General features: G+C 62.9%; 17 protein-coding genes. 10 read left to right on the plus strand and 7 right to left on the minus strand.

Going from position 1 to position 17,736, the window contains the following annotated elements:
• Positions 1–16: 16 nt before the first annotated feature.
• The 3 genes from gltA to AX756_RS13570 form a co-directional block, all read right to left on the minus strand.
• A complete protein-coding gene (gene gltA / locus AX756_RS13560) occupies positions 17–1,525 on the minus strand; it encodes an NADPH-dependent glutamate synthase (protein ID WP_068312294.1) in 1,509 nt (502 codons plus the stop codon).
• Complete coding sequence (locus AX756_RS13565; RefSeq protein WP_082739102.1) at positions 1,525–2,472, minus strand: sulfide/dihydroorotate dehydrogenase-like FAD/NAD-binding protein; 948 nt, start codon at positions 2,470–2,472, stop codon at positions 1,525–1,527. Before AX756_RS13565 ends, gltA begins: the two co-directional genes overlap by 1 nt.
• Positions 2,473–2,668: 196 nt before the next feature.
• Positions 2,669–3,340 carry an SOS response-associated peptidase gene (locus AX756_RS13570; RefSeq protein ID WP_068312706.1) on the minus strand — a complete coding sequence of 224 codons (672 nt, stop codon included), beginning with the start codon at positions 3,338–3,340 and terminating at the stop codon, positions 2,669–2,671.
• 312 nt (positions 3,341–3,652) lie between these two features.
• Here AX756_RS13570 and AX756_RS13575 point away from each other — a divergent pair, with 312 nt between their 5' ends.
• Entirely contained in the window at positions 3,653–4,444 is a 792-nt protein-coding gene (locus AX756_RS13575; RefSeq protein ID WP_082739103.1) for a TylF/MycF/NovP-related O-methyltransferase, read from the plus strand.
• A 205-nt stretch (positions 4,445–4,649) separates the two neighbouring features.
• Here the strand turns inward: AX756_RS13575 and AX756_RS13580 are convergent, their stop codons facing one another.
• Positions 4,650–6,224, minus strand: coding sequence for a bifunctional metallophosphatase/5'-nucleotidase (locus tag AX756_RS13580; protein ID WP_068312297.1), 1,575 nt, complete (start codon positions 6,222–6,224; stop codon positions 4,650–4,652).
• A gap of 137 nt (positions 6,225–6,361) precedes the next feature.
• Between AX756_RS13580 and AX756_RS13585 the strand changes: the two genes are divergently transcribed.
• On the plus strand, positions 6,362–6,700 hold the full coding sequence (locus AX756_RS13585; protein ID WP_068312712.1) for a DUF952 domain-containing protein: 339 nt from the start codon (positions 6,362–6,364) through the stop codon (positions 6,698–6,700).
• Complete coding sequence (locus AX756_RS13590; RefSeq protein ID WP_156461497.1) at positions 6,697–7,743, plus strand: quinone-dependent dihydroorotate dehydrogenase; 1,047 nt, start codon at positions 6,697–6,699, stop codon at positions 7,741–7,743. The genes AX756_RS13585 and AX756_RS13590 overlap by 4 nt, the downstream gene beginning before the upstream one ends.
• A 3-nt stretch (positions 7,744–7,746) precedes the next feature.
• Here AX756_RS13590 and AX756_RS13595 read toward each other — a convergent pair whose 3' ends face one another.
• From AX756_RS13595 to AX756_RS13605, 3 genes are read right to left on the minus strand one after another with little or no spacing between them, the layout of a single operon-like run.
• Positions 7,747–9,111 (minus strand): MATE family efflux transporter, encoded by a 1,365-nt coding sequence (locus AX756_RS13595; RefSeq protein ID WP_068312303.1) that lies wholly within the window; start codon positions 9,109–9,111, stop codon positions 7,747–7,749.
• Positions 9,104–9,610: a PaaI family thioesterase gene (locus tag AX756_RS13600; RefSeq protein WP_068312305.1), complete on the minus strand. Its 507-nt coding sequence runs from the start codon at positions 9,608–9,610 to the stop codon at positions 9,104–9,106. The genes AX756_RS13595 and AX756_RS13600 overlap by 8 nt, the downstream gene beginning before the upstream one ends.
• The gene (locus AX756_RS13605; protein WP_068312308.1) at positions 9,607–10,038 is read right to left on the minus strand and encodes a PaaI family thioesterase; all 432 of its coding nucleotides are present in this window, start codon (positions 10,036–10,038) and stop codon (positions 9,607–9,609) included. Before AX756_RS13605 ends, AX756_RS13600 begins: the two co-directional genes overlap by 4 nt.
• Positions 10,039–10,193: 155 nt before the next feature.
• Between AX756_RS13605 and AX756_RS13610 the strand changes: the two genes are divergently transcribed.
• The 7 genes from AX756_RS13610 to AX756_RS13645 all read left to right on the plus strand — a co-directional run bounded on the left by AX756_RS13610 (position 10,194) and on the right by AX756_RS13645 (position 17,590).
• Positions 10,194–10,562 carry a MerR family transcriptional regulator gene (locus AX756_RS13610; RefSeq protein ID WP_068312311.1) on the plus strand — a complete coding sequence of 123 codons (369 nt, stop codon included), beginning with the start codon at positions 10,194–10,196 and terminating at the stop codon, positions 10,560–10,562.
• 227 nt (positions 10,563–10,789) lie between these two features.
• Positions 10,790–11,191 (plus strand): MerR family transcriptional regulator, encoded by a 402-nt coding sequence (locus AX756_RS13620; protein ID WP_068312316.1) that lies wholly within the window; start codon positions 10,790–10,792, stop codon positions 11,189–11,191.
• A gap of 31 nt (positions 11,192–11,222) precedes the next feature.
• A complete protein-coding gene (locus AX756_RS13625; protein ID WP_068312319.1) occupies positions 11,223–13,001 on the plus strand; it encodes an acyl-CoA dehydrogenase C-terminal domain-containing protein in 1,779 nt (592 codons plus the stop codon).
• Positions 13,002–13,016: 15 nt separating this feature from the next.
• Complete coding sequence (locus AX756_RS13630; protein ID WP_068312322.1) at positions 13,017–13,229, plus strand: hypothetical protein; 213 nt, start codon at positions 13,017–13,019, stop codon at positions 13,227–13,229.
• A gap of 240 nt (positions 13,230–13,469) precedes the next feature.
• On the plus strand, positions 13,470–14,105 hold the full coding sequence (locus tag AX756_RS13635) for a glutathione S-transferase family protein (protein WP_068312325.1): 636 nt from the start codon (positions 13,470–13,472) through the stop codon (positions 14,103–14,105).
• 25 nt (positions 14,106–14,130) lie between these two features.
• Positions 14,131–15,342, plus strand: coding sequence for an acetyl-CoA C-acetyltransferase (locus AX756_RS13640; protein WP_068312328.1), 1,212 nt, complete (start codon positions 14,131–14,133; stop codon positions 15,340–15,342).
• 52 nt (positions 15,343–15,394) lie between these two features.
• A complete protein-coding gene (locus tag AX756_RS13645) occupies positions 15,395–17,590 on the plus strand; it encodes a 3-hydroxyacyl-CoA dehydrogenase NAD-binding domain-containing protein (protein ID WP_068312331.1) in 2,196 nt (731 codons plus the stop codon).
• Positions 17,591–17,736 lie beyond the last annotated feature (146 nt).

Here is a 17,736-nt window from a genome sequence, read left to right on the forward strand (position 1 = left end):
TGCCCTGCTCTGCCTTTCAGATCTGCCGCACATGGACGAAGTTTTTCTCGGCCGCATCGATGCCGAAAAGCGTGTTCTCGAAGCCCATGTTCTCAGGTTCGTACACCACCATGGAATCGCGGATCCCAAGGTAGTCGCGGATGCTCGCCGCCGCGCGCCGTCCCGCACCCATAGCCAGGATCACGGTCGCTGCACCTGTCACGATATCGCCGCCGGCATAGACACCTGCCAACGAGGTGGCGAGGGTTTCGTCCGTGTCGATATAGCCCCATTTGTTGAGCTTGATGTCCGAGGTCTGGCCGAGGATCGGGTTCGGCGCGGTGCCGATGGCATAGACCACCGTGTCGGCCTCGAACTCGAACTCGCTGCCCGGGATCGGAACCGGACGCCGGCGACCGGAATCGTCAGGCTCACCCAGCTCCATACGCTGGCACCGGATGGCGCGCACGTTCTTGTTGCTGTCGCCCAGGATCTCGACCGGGGCCGTCAACCACTGGAAGTTGATCCCTTCTTCCATTGCGTGGTGAAGTTCCTCCAGGCGTGCGGGGCACTCTGCCTCGGTCCGGCGGTAAACGCAGGTGACCTCCTCGGCGCCAAGACGTTTCGAAACGCGCATGGCGTCCATCGCGGTGTTGCCGGCGCCGATGACGGCAATCTTGCGACCGATCTCCAGCGGCGTGTCGAAATTCGGGAACTTGCCGGCCTGCATCAGGTTGCAACGTGTCAGCAACTCGTTGGCGGACAGCACACCATTGAAGTTCTCGCCCGGGATATCCATGAAAGACGGATACCCCGCACCGGTGCCGATGAAGACGGCATCATAGCCCATCTCGTCCAGCATCTGCTCGACGGTGAAGAGGCGGCCTACCAGCGTGTTGCAGCGGATCTCGACGCCAAGTTTCTCAAGGTTGCCAATCTCCGCGTCCACCACCGAATTCGGCAGCCGGAACTCGGGGATACCGTAGCGCAGCACGCCACCGGGCGCATGCAGCGCCTCGAACACCGTCACCTTGCAGCCCGCCTTGGCGAGGTCGGCCGCGCAGGCCATGCTCGCGGGGCCGGAACCGACAATGCCGATACGGTAGTCGTTGGGTTCGATATGGCTTTCGTTCTTCCAGCCCTTCTCGATCGCCATGTCGCCGAGCCAGCGCTCCAGACGGCCGATGGCGACCGGCTCCAGACCGCCGCTCACGGCAACCGCACAGACGCCCTCGCACTGGTCCTCCTGCGGACAGACCCGCCCGCACACGGCCGGCAGGAAGGTCGAGTCGGTCAGCGTGTCCCAGGCGCCGTGGTAGTCCTTTTTCAGCATCTTGGAGATAAAGCCGGGGATGTCGATCTCCACCGGGCAGCCCGGAATGCAGGCCGGCTCGGGGCAGATCAGGCAGCGCTCGCATTCCACCAGGGCGTTCTGCTCGTCAAAGCCGAGCGAGACCTCTTCGAAATTGGTCGCGCGGTTTTTGGCATCGAGCACCGGCATGAAAGCGCGCTCCTGCGGAATGGAGCGGATCGTCTTGCGTGCCATCAGCGTACCTCCTCGACCTGCAACCGCCGACAGTTCTCAAGCCACTGTTCCATCGCCTCGGCTTCCTGCGGCCGGTAGCGTTGCAGTCGCGCCATAAGGTCGTCGAAATCCACCTCGTGACCGTCGAAATCCGGCCCGTCGACACAGGCGAACTTGATCTTGCCGCCGACGCGGACACGGCAGCCGCCGCACATTCCGGTACCGTCCACCATGATCGGGTTGAGGCTGACCATGGTCTTGATCTTGTGCGGGCGTGTAGCCTCGGCACAGGCGCGCATCATGATCGGCGGGCCGATGGCCACCACCTCGTCGATGTCGCCATGCTCGGCAATCGCCTGCTCGATACCCTGGGTCACCAGACCCTTGATCCCGGCGGAGCCGTCATCGGTGCAGATGATGAACTCGTCGCAGACCGACCGAAATTTCTCTTCCCAAAAGACCAAATTGGCGCTGCGGAACCCCACAACGCCAATCACATGCGCACCCGCTTCCTTGAAGGCGCGGGCCTGTGGGAAAATTGGCGCGACACCAAGGCCGCCTCCGACGCAGATCACCTTCTTCGCGTCCGAGACCTCGCTCGGAATACCCATCGGACCGACAAGGCCGAAAAGCGCGCCGCCCACCTGGCAGCGGGACTGCATCTCGCGGCTAGACTTGCCGACCGCCTGGATCACAAGCGTAATGGTGCCCTTGTCACGGTCGAAATCGGCGATTGTCAGCGGTATTCGTTCGCCGTGATCGTCAAGCATGACGATGACGAACTGCCCCGGCCGGGCCGCTCGGGCCATCTGCGGGTGCTCGATTTCCAGCAGGAAGGTCGTCCTGGAGAAATCGGTGCGCGCAACGATGGGAAATCCCGTCGTTGCGACGGTCTCCGCACCTGGCGTGGTTTCTTCTTGCCCCGGCTGGCCTGCCGCGGCGCTCTCATGCGTGTCGCTACTGGACATGCGCGTGCTCCTCCTTGGCTCGCGCGGTCCAGGCCGGGGTCGGGCGCCTTTCGGCGTGCGGCCCAGACCCGGACTCGACGTGCCTGACGCTATGCAGGCGGGGTTTCTATGCCTTGATACGGATCAAATTGGCAAACGTTTTCCCGGCTGTTGTACAATTGGTCGCAGAATATCGGATATTATTAATAGTGTATGATCAAATTGAGCTTGCATAACGTTCGATCAGATCTGCACCTGCGGCGCGATTCGAGTTGACCTGCGGGTTAACCCGGTGCCAGCGGAGGCTTCCCTCCGGTGCCGGTTTCATCAAAACAGCCGCCCCATGACCCGCCTCACCCAGCCAAAGCGGCCAATCCTGTTGCGCGAGGATGACCGGCATCCTGTTATGCAACTCTTCCATGCCGCCACCGGCCGCGCAGGTGACCACGGCCACGCTGCTCAACCGCTCGCTCGCGGCTTCCCAATCCTGCCAGATCCCGGCCATTACCATCGGCGCGTCGCCTGTCGGCCGGATGTACCAGGGCAGGCGGGCGCCGTCGGCACCCTTGGTCCATTCATAGAAACCATTGGCCGGGATCAGGCAACGCCGCTGCCGAACAGCGTCCCGAAAGGCGGGCTTTTCCGCGATCGTCTCGGCGCGCGCATTGATGATCAGCGGGCCATCGGTCACCGACTTGTACCATTGCGGAACGAAGCCCCAACGCATCGCCCTGAGCCGCCTGTGCCCCTGATCGGAGACCGCAACGGCGAGTGTATTCGTCGGGCAGATATTGTAGCGCGCGCCCTCGGGCAGATCGTTCGACGGCACGGCATCGAAGAGCCGCGCCATCGCCTCCACGGGCAGGAGATTGACAAGCCGTCCACACATGCCGCCGAGCTTACACAAGCCTGTGTTCCCGGCAATATGTGTCGGTCTACCCTTTCGGGCGCGGCATACATTGTCGGTCTCCCGTTTCCCAAGTACAGTTTGCAAAAGCCGTTGCGGAGCTGAGAACCGGACGCCCGACAGGCCGAGATCGGCGCTCGGGATAAACCCGTCTGCCCGGGGCAGCACAGCGCGCCAACCAAAGGAGAAAATGCTCTGAAACAGGATGAAGCCGAGAAGGCGCCCCAACCCGCAGCAGGCGAAACCGGCGTTCGGTCGCAGCTTCCCGAGGATTTCGATCCCGGCGCCTATCTTATGCTCAACCCGGATGTTGCCGCGGCGGGGGTCGACCCGGCTGAGCACTATTCCAATTTCGGAATCCATGAAGGGCGGTCCTACGTTACCACCTATGCGCAGGACGGCCTTTTCACGATCCATAACAGCGATTTCCGGCAGGATCCTGCCTTCGACAGGGCGTATTCACGCGGCCTGAAGGCCAATCAGGGGCTGGATTTCAAATGGCACTGGCGTGTCCATGTCGGGCTCTGGGCCGCGCGCACGGCTGCCCGCCTACCCGGTGATTTCGTTGAATGCGGTGTAAACCGGGGGTTCCTTGCCTCGGCGATCATGGAGGATTTGGACTGGAACCGGCAGGGCCGCAAATTCTGGCTTCTGGATACTTTCGGCGGGATCGATTTCGAAGGTGTCAGCGCAGAGGAAGGGGATTTCGCCCGGAGAGACCGCAATGAACGGCTTCTGAAAAGTGGTCTCTACACGTCCGAAGCCGAGAGCGTCCGCGAGAATTTCGCCGAATGGCAAAACGTGGAAATCGTCGTGGGGGCGGTTCCCGGAACCCTGGACCAGATCACCTCGGACCAGATCGCTTTTGCCAGCATCGACATGAACACGGCGGCGCCCGAAATCGCGGCGATGAAGTTCCTCTGGCCGCGTCTGGTACCGGGCGCGATGATCGTTCTCGATGACTACGCCTATCATGGCTACCTGCCGCAGAAACACGCCATGGACGCTTTCGCCCGGGAGTACGGAACCTCGGTTCTCTCCCTGCCGACTGGCCAGGGATTGATCATACGTCCGCCCGACGCTTGAGTTTCAAAACCACGGCCCCGCTTCTTTTGACCGGAAATGACGGAAGTGATCCTTGCTCACAGCCTGACGGTTGTCCGCCGCAGCTTTGCGGTCCAATCCTTGAAACGAAAAACGGGGGGCTGTCTGCCCCCCGCGCGCCTCGGGGGCGCTCCCCCCGAGGGAATTTCAGGAAAGAGGAAAAGGCATCCTCCTTCCAGTTCGGCGATTACTTGGTCGCGATACGGCCATCGGTATAGGGTTTGTAAGGCGCGGCCTTGGCAAGATACTCGGCCGTGACATCGGCGAGGTCGGGGCCGAAATCATAGGCATGGGCTGCATCGGTGAACATGCTGTAGCCGTCGCCGCCGCCGCGGATGAAGTTGTTGGAGACCATGTAGTAGGTCGCCGCCGGGTCGATCGGCGCCCAGTCGCCGCCATCCATCACGAGCACTTCCTGGATACGCCCTTCGTTCGGTGCAACCGTCGGATCCCAGGTGAACTTGAGGCCGGCCACCTGCGGGAAGCGTCCCTTGATCTCTTCAACCTGGCTCACGCCGTTTTCGAGCGCATCGATCACCGTCTGGCCGGAGACCTCGAAGGTGGAGAGCGTGTTCTGGAAGGGAAGCACGGTCAGCACTTCGCCCATGGTGACTTCGCCCGCGTCGATCGAGGCCCGCAAGCCGCCGGAATTGGCCAGCGCGATGGTCACGCCCTGATCCTTCACCCGGTCCAGCATGGCGTCGGCCACGAGGTTGCCCATGGCGCATTCCTGCACCCGGCAGACATCCTTGTCGCCGATGATCGGCTCGGCTGCCTCGGCCACGACCTTTTCGCGGATCTCGACCAGCGGCTTGGCCAGTTCGGCAATGCGCGCAACGGCTTCCGGGTTTTCGGCGACGGAAGCATCCATGATCAGCGGTTCTCCCACGGCTTCCTTCACATTGCCGTCGTCATCGAAGACGACCTTCAGCTCGCCCAGGAACTTGCCATAGGCATAGGCCTGTACGATCGCGGTGTCGCCGATCATGGTCGGGTAGGGGCCCTTCGCATCTTCGGAGACATTCGACAGGTAGGTGTTGGAATGGCCGCCAACGATCACGTCGACCCCGGTCGTGGCCTCGGCCACGGCCTTGTCCACGACATAGCCCGAATGGCTCAGCACGATGATCTTGTTGACCCCTTCGGCGGTGAGCTTGTCGACCTCGCCCTGCACGGCCTGGGCCGGTTCGGTAAAGACGATATTGGAACCCGGGCTGGCAAGCTCCGGCGTGTCGACGGGCGTCAGGCCGATCAGGCCGATCTTCTCGCCGTTGCGCTCGATCACGGTGGACTTCTGAAGCACATCGGCCAGAAGCGGCTCGGCGCCGACATCGGCATTGGACATCAGCACCGGGAAATCGACGCTGTCCATGAAGCCGCGGAGCACTTCGGGACCATCGTCGAATTCGTGGTTGCCCACGGTCATGGCGTCATAGCCGAGCTTGTTCATGAACTCGGCCGCGGCCTTGCCCTTGTAATAGGTGTAGAAGAGCGTGCCCTGGAACTGGTCGCCGCCATCGAAGAGCACGGGGTTATCTGCCCGGGCGCGCGCTTCCTCGACCGCCGTCAGCAGGCGCGCGGAGCCACCGAAACACTTGCCCTCGGCATTGTCCTCCGTGCTGCAGCCCGAGTCGTATTTGCTGATCGGCTCGAAGCGCGCATGAAAGTCGTTCGTGTGCAGAATCGTCAGCGTGTAATCGGCCGAGGCCGCCCCGGACAGGGCTGCCAGGGCAATGGCAGAGGTGAAAAGGCGTTTGATCATTGGAAACCCTCCAGTTGGCTTTGGCCACAGAGTGTCGGTCAAAGCGGGTTTCGTCAAATCCCGATTTGCTTGACCCGGGGTCGCCAGACGAAAGCGGAACGCTTGACCGCCAAGGCGCGGCGGTGCACACCGCGGCCATGTTGATATTCAAGATCTTCCGCCGCCCCGAATGGGAGGCTTTCCGTGATGCCGGTGAGACGGCCGGCGCGCCGGTGGACCTGGCCGATGGTTTCATCCATTTCTCGACCGCCGCGCAGGTGGACGAGACGGCGGCGAAACATTTCGCCGCGCAAAGCGACCTCGTTCTCGTCGCATTCGAAAGCGACGCGATGGGCGACGCGCTGCGGTGGGAGCCGTCGCGCAATGACCAGCTATTTCCGCATCTCTACCGCAAGCTGCGGCTTGAGGAGGTCGTCTGGGACAAGTCCCTGCCGCTCGGCGAGGCCGGGCATATCTTTCCAGAGGGCGTGGTGTGAGCTGGCTTGAGCAGATCGGGATGGCGGCCTTTCGGCAGGTCGATCCGGAGACCGCGCATGGGCTGGCGCTCAAGGCGCTGAACGCGGGGATAATGCGGCTTCCGGGCCAGATCACCTCGCCGCGGCTGAAGACCAAGCTTGCAGGGCTGCAATTGCCGAACCCGGTCGGGATGGCCGCCGGCATGGACAAGAACGCCGTCGCGCTGGAGCCACTCTCGCGCTGCGGGTTCGGTTTCCTCGAAACCGGTGCCACGACGCCGCGACCTCAGCCGGGCAACCCGAAGCCTCGGCTTTTCCGCCTCAAGGAGGACCGGGCGATCATCAATCGCTTCGGCTTCAACAATGACGGCATGGACGCCATGGCCGCGCAGCTTGAGAAGCGGCCACGGGATGCGGTGATCGGCCTGAACCTCGGCGCCAACAAGGACAGCGTGGATCGCTCCGCCGATTTCGCGCTTGTGCTGGAGCGTTGTAGCCCGCACCTGGATTTCGCAACGGTGAATGTTTCCTCGCCCAATACCGAGAACCTGCGCGATTTGCAGGGCAAGGCGGCACTGGAAGCGCTGTTGCGCGGCGTTCTTGAGGTGCGCGACGGGCTGGACCGCAAGATCCCGCTCTTCGTGAAGATCGCGCCGGATCTGTCCGAGGCCGAGATCGCCGATATCGCGGAGGTTGGCGGCACCGTCGGGATCGACGCGATCATTGCCACAAATACCATGCTGTCGCGCGACGGGTTGAAAAGCCCCTATGCCAGCGAGGCAGGGGGGCTGTCCGGTGCGCCGCTTTTCGAGAAATCCACCGCTGTTCTGGCCCGACTTTATCGCGAAACAGCCGGGGAGATCCCCTTGATCGGTGTCGGTGGCGTAGGCTCGGGCGCGCAGGCCTATGCCAAGATCCGCGCCGGAGCCACTGCGGTCCAACTCTATTCCGCGTTGATTTACGGTGGCCTGTCTCTGGTCGAGACAATTGTGCGGGATCTCGAGGCGCTTCTGGAGCGGGACGGTTTTGGCGATGTCTCCGAGGCAGTCGGCGCGGATCAATAGGCTTTACGTGGGGCCGGCGGATGCCGGTCTCGGCCTGACTGCGGCCTCCAATGCCGGATAGCGAAAGCCCAGCGTCGTCCCGCGTGCGACGAAGGACAGCGCCAGCGATGCCCACAGGCCGTGATTGCCGAAGATCGGGAACAGAATCGCCAAGGCCAGCGCATAGACGAGCGCCGACAGGATCATCATGTTGCGCATGTCGCGCGTGCGGGTGGCGCCGATGAAGATACCGTCGAGCATCCATGGAAGCACGCCAATGATCGGCAGCAGGGTCATCCAGGGCAGATAACGGCGGGCTTCGTCACGGACATCGGGGGCGGTTGTCATCAACTCGATGACCGAGTTGCCCAAAAGTGCGAAACCGAGCGCGAGCATTACCACGCAGACCGCGCCCCAAAGGCTTGTAACCAGGGCCGAGCGGCGCAGCGCGGTGCGGCTGCCCTGACCGATGGCCTGCGCCACCAGTGCTTCGGCCGAGAAGGCGAAGCCGTCCAGCGCATAGGCGGTCACTTGGAGAAACTGCAACAGCACCTGATTGGCGGCAAGCGCCACGTCGCCCAGATCGGCGGCGAGGAACAGGAAGGTGACGAAGATCCCCTGCAGCAGCAGCGAACGGATGAAGATGTCGCCGTTGACGGTGGCCATGTGGAGCAGGCGTTCGCGGTCGAAGATCCTCTGCCGATCCCGCCAGTGAGCGCCCCGGAACGCGTTCCGGCACAGCCAGAGACCAAGTGCGACACCGGACCATTCCGCGATGAAGGTCGCCGCCGCGACACCCTGCACGCCCCAGCCCATGCCAAGGACAAAGGCGAAATCCAGCCCGATATTCGCCAGGTTCATCACCACCTGGAGGACTAGGACGGCGCGGGTGCGTTCCAGCGCGATCAGCCACCCGGTCAGCCCGTAAAGCGCCACGGCCGCGGGGGCGGACCAGATGCGGATCGACAGGTATTGCCGGGCGAGGGTCTCCACTTCCGGACTGGCAGGGGACAGGCGAAAGGCGCCGGCAAAGAGCGGTCCCTGCAGCATTATGGCGGTGGCGCCTACCGCACCCGCCACCATGAGAGCGCGAACAAGCAGCGCCGAAACCTCGGCGGTGTTGCCCGCGCCGCGCGCCTGTCCGACCATGCCGGTCGTGCCCATGCGCAGGAAGCCGAACACCCAGTAGAACGCCGTCAGGATGATTGCACCGATACCGACCGCCCCGATCGGCGCGGCCTGTCCGATCTGTCCCACCACCGCCGTGTCGACAATGCCGAGGATCGGCACCGTGGCGTTGGACAGAACGATGGGCAGCGCGATGGCCAGAACACGCCGATGCGTGATCGCTCCTGTTCCCGCTGCGAATGCCGGTTCGCTCTCAGTCACGAGACGGCATCAGGAAATGCCCGGTCGCCTGGGCAAAGGGGCGCACGCGATTGTCCTGCCAGGCCTCCACATGCACGCTCGCGTAGCGGCGACCGGAGCGGTTGACCCGCGCCCGTGCATAGGCATCACGCGGCAGGCCGGTGCGCAGGTAATCCACCGTGAAATCGATCGTCTTGGGCAGCCGCGGCAGCGTTCCCGGCCCGATGGTGGTGGGGTCGACCTTGCCGGACTCGATCTCTTCCCACAGGATGGCCCAGCCGAGCCCGATGATCGCCGTCACCTCCAGAAAGGAGGCCGTGGCGCCCCCGTGCAGCGCCGGAAGCGCCGGATTGCCGATATGTGCGGCCCTGTAAGGCAGAACGGAGGTCAGTTCGTCGCCTTTGCGGTCGAACACGATGCCGAGAAAGCTGATATAGGGCACACCCTGCACCAGCGCCGAAAGCGCCCGGTCGCGCCGCTCCTTGATCACCTGTACCGGCTCCGGTCGCTTTGCGCTCATTGCCCGGCCTCCTTCCGCTCGAAGGTGAAGGCGCCGACGGCGGTGGCGACGGGCACGTCGCTGTCCTCCTCGTCGCGCGTGACTGCGCGCACGAAGGCGACCGACCGCGTGGCGTGGTAGCAATGCGCCTCGCAGGTCAGCCGCTGCCCCGGACGTGCCGGGCGCATGTAGTCGATCCGCAGGTCGATGGTTGCGGTAATGCCCGTCCCGTCCGGTCGCGCCATGACCGTTGCGCCCGCCGTAGTGTCCATGAGCGCGGAAACCGCGCCACCGTGAATGACCCCTGTACGTGGGTCGCCCACCAGTCGCTCGTCGTAGGGCATGGAGAGAACGGTCCGGCCGGGCTCGATTTCTTCCAGCCGCATTCCGAGGGCCTTCGAAAAGGGCAGGGCCTCGATCAGCTGTCGGGCCACCGTCTCGATTTTCATCGTTTATCCCTCTTCCTGTTGCTTCGATTGGTTTATCTGCACCGGCGCAATCCCGCGCAACCCCCTGAGTTTCGCAACGGGAACACATTCCTCCATTGAACATGACCGGCAGGGGTCTTACCCTTTGGTCAACAACAACAATGGAGTGTTAGGCGGTGTCACTCACCCGACTGAGCTTCAAGGAGATGTGTGCGAAGTTCGACGTAACCCCGCGCACGCTTCGCTACTATGAATATATCGAGCTGCTCCAGCCCGAAAAGGAAGGCCGCACTAGGTGGTATCGTCCGCGCGAGGTCGCGCGGATGACCCTGATCCTGCGCGGGCGCCGCTGGGGTTTCAGCCTTGAAGAGATCCGCCAGTGGCTGCTGATCTACGAGGAACAGGGCGAACGCCCGCAGCTCGATGCCTGGATTGAACTCGCCGACCGTCAGATCGCCGAGCTCGGCCGCCAGAAGGCGGAACTGGAGGAAGCGATTCTCGACCTTCAGAAAGTTCGCGACGATACCGCCGCAACTCTGACGTAGCGTGGAAACCGACATGGCCGGCCTGACCAGGAAAGATCCACACAAAGACCAAAGCGCTTTGGCGTCAATAGTCATTGGCCGCGCCATGGCGCACCCCGCCACTGAAGCGCTCTGGCGCAATGACGCAGCGTTTAACTTACGTTCACGTCAAGCAATGTTATATGAAGACCTCGAGACGCAAGCACCGGGGTCGTTTGAAATCCGCGGAAGGCGGAAAAGGTACTGAGATGAGCGACGAAAACCTGATGACCATTCGCCAGATGTGCGACGCCTACGAGGTGACCCCGCGCACGCTGCGTTTCTACGAGGCCAAGGAACTGCTGTTTCCGATCCGTCAGGGCACAAAGCGGCTTTACGCCCGCCGCGACCGCGCCCGGCTGAAGCTGATCCTGCGCGGCAAGCGCTTCGGCTTCTCGCTGGAGGAGATTCGGCAGCTTCTCGACCTCTACGATCTAGGCGACCAGCAGGCGACACAGCTCGCCAAGACCTATGAATTGGCAACCCAGCGTCTGGCCGACATGGTGAATCAGCGCGAGGAACTCGACGAAGCGATCGAGGAACTCAAGCAGCAGCTTGAATGGGGCGAAAAGCGCCTCGCGGAGCTGTACGCCTCGTCGGCTGCGGAGTAATTCGACGACCGAACCCCCAGGGAGGACACACATGCCGAGCTACACGGCTCCTGTGAACGACATACAGTTTGTTATGCACACGCTGCTCAAGGCCAGCGAGCAGGACATTCCGGGCTATGAAGAGCTGGAGGCCGATTTTACGGCTGCCGTGCTCGAAGAAGCCGGCAAGATTGCCTCCAACGTGATCGCCCCCCTCAACGAGGTTGGCGACAAGGAAGGCTGCCACCTGGAGAACGGCGTGGTGCGGACCCCCACCGGCTTCAAGGCGGCTTTCGAGCAGATGAAGGAAGGCGGCTGGACCGCGCTGGACTGCGATCCGGACTATGGCGGTCAGGGTATGCCCATCCTGCTCGGAACCGCGGTGGGTGAGTTGTTCTCGGCGGCCAACCAGGCCTTTACCATGTATCAGGGACTGACCCATGGCGCCTATTCCGCGATCCATGCCCATGGCACGGATGCGCAAAAGGCCAAGTGGTTGCCCAATATGGTCTCCTGCGAATGGACTGGCACCATGAACCTGACCGAGCCGCATTGCGGCACGGATCTCGGGCTCATGCGCACCAAGGCGGTGCCGCAGGAGAACGGTTCCTACAAGGTGACCGGGCAGAAGATCTTCATCTCCGCCGGCGACCATGACATGTCCGCGAACGTGATCCATCTGGTTCTGGCCAGGATCCCGGGCGGCCCCGAGGGCATCAAGGGCGTTTCGCTCTTCATCGTGCCCAAGTATCTCGTCGACGAGGACGGCAATGTCGGCGCCGCCAACGGCGTGTCCGTCGGCAAGCTCGAAGAGAAGATGGGCATTCACGGCAACTCGACCTGCGTGATGAACTTTGACGAGGCCGAGGGCTACCTGCTCGGGACCGAGCACAAGGGCATGCGGGCGATGTTCACGATGATGAACGAGGCCCGTCTTGGTGTGGCGATGCAGGGCATGGCACAGGCCGAGGCCGCCTACCAGAACGCCGTCATCTATGCCAAGGACCGCCTGCAGGGCCGTGCCGTGACTGGCGCCGAGAACCCCGACGGTCCGGCCGACCCGCTGATCGTGCATCCAGATATCCGCCGCAACCTGCTGGACCAGAAGAGCTTCATCGAAGGTGCCCGCGCCTTCATGCTCTGGGGCGCCAACATGCTCGACCGCTCGCACCGCTCCGGCGATGCCGCCGCGGAAGGCCTGGTCTCGCTGCTGACCCCGGTGCTCAAGGGCTTCCTGACCGACAAGGGCCTGGAGATGACCATCCAGGCGCAGCAGGTCTATGGCGGGCATGGCTATATCGAGGAATGGGGCATGTCGCAGTTTGTCCGCGACGCCCGCATCACCCAGATCTACGAGGGGGCCAACGGCGTGCAGGCGCTGGACCTCGTGGGCCGCAAGCTCGCTGCCGATGGCGGCAAGCATGTCATGGCCTTCTTCGATCTGGTGAAGAACTTCATCAAGGAGAACGAAGCCGACGAGGCGCTGAAAAAGGACTTCCTCGACCCGCTCAAGCAGGCCAGCAAGGATCTTCAGGCCTCGGCCATGTTCTTCATGCAGAACGGGATGAAGAACCCCAACGCGGCGCTGTCAGGCTCCTATGACTTCATGCACCTGTTCGGGCATGCCTGCCTTGGCCTGATGTGGGCGCAGATGGCAAAAGCGGCCAGCGAGGCCTTGGCTTCCGGCACGGGCGATGCGAGCTTCTACGAGACGAAACTCGCAACCGGCCGCTATTACATGGCCCGACAGCTTCCGGCGACATCCATGCACCTCGCCCGCATCCAGAGCGGCGCGGACCCGGTCATGACCCTGCCCGCCGAGGCGTTCTGAAAGTAGGGGAAGCACATGCCCAAGAGACTGCGGTTCACCCGACGGCTGAATATTGCCCTGAGCGAAGATGCCTATCGGCGGCTCCGGAAATTCAGCGACGAGGCGGGGATCACGCAGGACGAGGCCTTGTGCTTCCTTTTCGAGAATTTCGGCAGTGTCACCGATGACGATGCGCTGCCGCATCGGCTTCGTCTGTTCAAGGCGGAGCTGGAGGACAGGAAGAAGTAGTCGCGGCCAGCCGCGGGAGGAGATTTCGGGAGGGAAATTCGTCCAGGAAGAAGCGGGGATGCACCCATTCCCCGGCGGGAGGAAAACCGGGTCCTGCTTTGCAGGTCTTCTCCCTGGGCGGTCACCGGCGCCACGCCTACCGCAAGGTCAGATTGGCACGGGATTGGTAAAAAATGCGTAGGCCCGGCGTGCGCGTCCCCCCGATCTTCCTTCCTGCATGGGCGCATTGGAGGAATACGGATGACGATCAGACTTTATTGCTTTGGAGAATCCGGCAACGCCTACAAGGCGGCGCTCTCGCTGGAGCTGTCCGGGCTCGGCTGGGAGGCGGTCTATGTGGACTTTTTCCACGGTGCGACGCGCACCCCGGAATATCGCAAGCTCAACGCCATGGGCGAGGTGCCGGTAATGGTGGACGGGGATCTCACCCTCACCCAGTCCGGCGTGATCCAGGACTACGTTGTGGAAAAATCCGGTCGTCTCGGCTGGAACTCGGATGCCGAGCGGCGCGAGATCCTGCGTTGGATCCTGTTCGACAACCACAAGAACTCCGGTGTCGCCGGACCCATACGCTTCAACATGAACTTCCTGCCTGAAGACAAGCGCAACGCGGATGTGAACGCCTATCTGGTCTCCCGGCACAATGGCGCAATGAAGGTGCTGAACAGCTGCCTGGACGGGCGTGATTGGTTGGTCGGCTCAGGCCCGACAATCGCCGACATCGCCAATTGCGGCTACCTGTTCTACCCCGAGCCCTTCGGTTTCGACCGGACGGCCTTTCCGAACATCGACGCCTGGCTGGACCGCATCGCCAACCTGCCCGGCTGGAAACACCCCTATGAGCTGATGCCCGGCTCGCCCGCGGATCGCGCGTGAGCAACGGACCGAAAGAGGACACAGTATGACCGAAGCCTATATCTATGACGCCGTGCGCAGTCCGCGCGGCAAGGGCCGCAAGGATGGCTCGCTGCACGAAGTAACTGCAGCAGCGCTCTCGGCGCAGATGATGAACGCGATCAAGGACCGCAACGGCCTCGACGGCCATTTCGCCGAGGACGTGATCTGGGGCAACGCCACGCAGGTCATGGAGCAGGGCGGTTGTCTTGCCCGCACCGCAGTGCTCGCCTCCGATCTCGACGAGCGCATTCCCGGCCTGTCGATCAACCGTTTCTGCGCGTCCGGCATGGAAGCCGTGAACATCGCTGCCAACCAGGTGAAGGGCGGCGCGGGCGCGGCCTATATCGCCGGCGGCGTCGAGATGATGTCCCGCGTGGCCATGGGCTCGGACGGGGCAGCCATTGCCGTCGATCCCTCCATCGCGATGAACCAGTATTTCGTCCCGCAGGGCATCTCGGCCGATATCATCGCCACCGAATACGGCTTCAGCCGCGAACAGGCCGACGCGCTGGCCGTCGAGTCGCAGCGCCGCGCCAAGGAAGCCTGGGACGACAACCGCTTTGCGAAGTCCATCGTGCCGGTGCTGGATCAGAATGGCCTGACCATCCTTGACCGTGACGAGTACATGCGCCCCGGAACCAGCGTTGATGACCTCGCCAAGCTCAACCCTGCCTTCGAGCAGATGGGCAAGGTGATGCCCGGCTTCGACAAGGTCGCGCTGATGAAATACCCGCATCTGGAGGCGATCAACCACATCCACCACGCAGGCAACTCCTCCGGCATCGTGGACGGCTCCGCCGCCGTGCTGATCGGCTCCAGGGAATTCGGCGAGGCTAATAGGCTGACGCCGCGGGCCCGCATCAAGGCCACGGCCAAGATCGGCCTCGACCCGACCATCATGCTCACCGGCCCGGTCCCCGTGACCGAAAAGATCCTCGCCGATAGCGGCATGGCGATCTCCGACATCGACCTGTTTGAAGTCAACGAAGCCTTTGCCTCCGTCGTGCTGCGCTTCCTGCAGGCCTTCGACGTCGATCCGGCGCTGGTCAACGTGAATGGCGGTTCCATCGCCATGGGACACCCGCTTGGCGCCACCGGCGCGATCATCATCGGCACCCTGCTCGACGAGCTGGAACGAACGGGCAAGCAGACCGGCCTTGCCACGCTCTGCGTCGCCTCCGGTATGGGCGCGGCCACGATCATCGAGCGCGTCTGACGCCGCCAACAGGGACAGCCCTGCGGGGCAAAGATTTCAAGGACTACGCGAAATGAGCGATTTCAGCATGAAAGTAGGCGACGACGGCGTCGCCATCATCACCTGGGACACCCAGGGCAAGTCGATGAATGTCATGAACATGCAGGGGTTCCAGGACCTCGACAAACTCATCGACGAGGTGCTCGCCAATGAAGAGATCAAGGGCGCGGTTCTGACCAGCGGCAAGGAAGGTTCCTTTGCCGGCGGGATGGACCTCAACATCATCGCCAAGATGAAGGAAATGGCCGGCGACAACCCCGCCAAGGGGCTGTTCGATGGTGTCATGGGCATGCATGCCATCCTGCGCAAGATCGAGCGCGCGGGCATGGATCCCAAGACCAACAAGGGCGGCAAGCCGATTGCGGCGGCGCTTCCGGGCACCGCGCTGGGCATCGGGCTGGAAATTCCGCTCGCCTGCCACCGCATCTTTGCTGCCGACAACCCGAAGGCCAAGATCGGCCTGCCGGAGATCATGGTCGGCATCTTCCCCGGCGCGGGCGGCACCACGCGGCTTTCGCGCAAGCTGGGCGCGATGGGTGCCTCGCCGCTGCTGCTCGAAGGAAGGTTGAACGACCCGAAAAAGGCCAAGATGGCCGGCGTGGTGGACGAGGTCGTGGCCCCCGAGGAACTGCTCGATAAGGCCCGTGAATGGGTTCTGTCCAACCCGAACATCGTCAAGCCGTGGGACGAAAAGAAGGAAAAGATCCCCGGAGGCGCGCCCTACAACCCGGCGGGTTTCATGACCTATGTCGGTGCTTCCGCGATGGTGAATGGCAAGACGCAGGGCGTCTACCCGGCCGCGAAAGCGCTGCTCTCGGCGGTCTATGAAGGTGCGCAGGTCGATTTCGATACAGCCATCCGCATCGAGTGCCGCTGGTTCGTCAACGTGCTGATGAACCCGTCCTCCTCTGCCATGATCCGCTCGCTCTTCATCAACAAGGAAGCGCTGGAGAAAGGCGCCAACCGCCCCGACGTGGCCGACGAAAAGGTGAAAAAGGTCGGCGTTCTTGGCGCGGGCATGATGGGCGCTGGCATTGCGTTGGTCTCGGCCCAGGCCGGTATCGAGGTAGTGCTGCTCGACCAGAACCAGGAGGCCGCAGACAAGGGCAAGGCCTATACCGAGAGCTTCGCCGACAAGGGCATCAAGCGCGGCAAGACCACGCCGGAGAAGAAGCAGGCCCTACTCGACCGGATCACCGCAACGAATGACTACAACGCGCTCGCGGGGTGCGACCTGATCATCGAGGCCGTCTTCGAGGATGTCGGTGTGAAGGCCGAGGTGACGAAGAAGGTAGAGGAAGTCGTGGGCGAGGACTGCATCTTTGCCACCAATACCTCGACCCTGCCGATCACCGAGCTGGCCAAAGCCTCCAAGCGGCCGGAGCAGTTCATCGGCATCCATTTCTTCTCGCCGGTCGAGAAGATGTTGCTGGTGGAGATCATCAAGGGTGCCGAAAGCGGTGACCGGGCCGTCGCCAAGTCGCTCGATTATGTGCGCCAGATCCGCAAGACGCCGATCGTGGTCAACGATGCGCGCTTCTTCTACGCCAATCGCTGCATCATTCCCTATATCAACGAGGGCATCCGCATGGTCACCGAGGGCATCTCGCCCGCGCTGATCGAACACGCGGCCAAGCTCGTCGGAATGCCGCTGGGACCGCTGCAACTGACCGACGAGACCTCCATCGATCTCGGGGTGAAGATCGCCAAGGCGACCAGGTCCGCGATGGGCGAGGCCTATGACGATAGCTGCGACGAGATCCTGTTCTCCATGTTTGAGGCCGGGCGCCTCGGTCGCAAGGCGGGTGCCGGCTTCTACGACTATGACGAGAAGGGCAAGCGCACCGGGCTGTGGAAGGGGCTGGCCGAGAAATACCCGCTGGCCGATGAACAGCCGAGCGTGACCGAGGTGCAGCACCGCCTGCTCTTCGTGCAGGTTCTGGAGGCCGTGCGCGCGCTGGAAGAAGGCGTGTTGGAAGATATCCGTGAGGGCGATGTTGGCGCCATCCTCGGCTGGGGCTTCGCGCCCTGGTCCGGAGGCCCCTTCTCCTGGCTCGACATGCTCGGCACGCCCTATGCCGCCGAACGCACCGCCGAACTGTCCGAGACCTATGGCGCGCGCTTCAGTACGCCAGAATTGCTCAAGGAGATGGGCGCGAAGGGTCAGAGCTTTTACGGGCGCTTTGCGAAGCAAGCCAACGCGGCCTGATCCAGCAGCCGGAATTCAACGAGAAAGGGCGCGCCGAACAGCGCGCCCTTTCCACTTGCTGAAATCGCGCAAAGCCTTTCATCATCTGTTCGGAAAATATGCTGGGGGGAGCGCCTGCAAAGGCGCGGGGGGCAACGCCCCCCTCC

It is taken from the genome of Aliiruegeria sabulilitoris (assembly GCF_001558155.1).
Taxonomy (GTDB): domain Bacteria; phylum Pseudomonadota; class Alphaproteobacteria; order Rhodobacterales; family Rhodobacteraceae; genus Tropicimonas; species Tropicimonas sabulilitoris.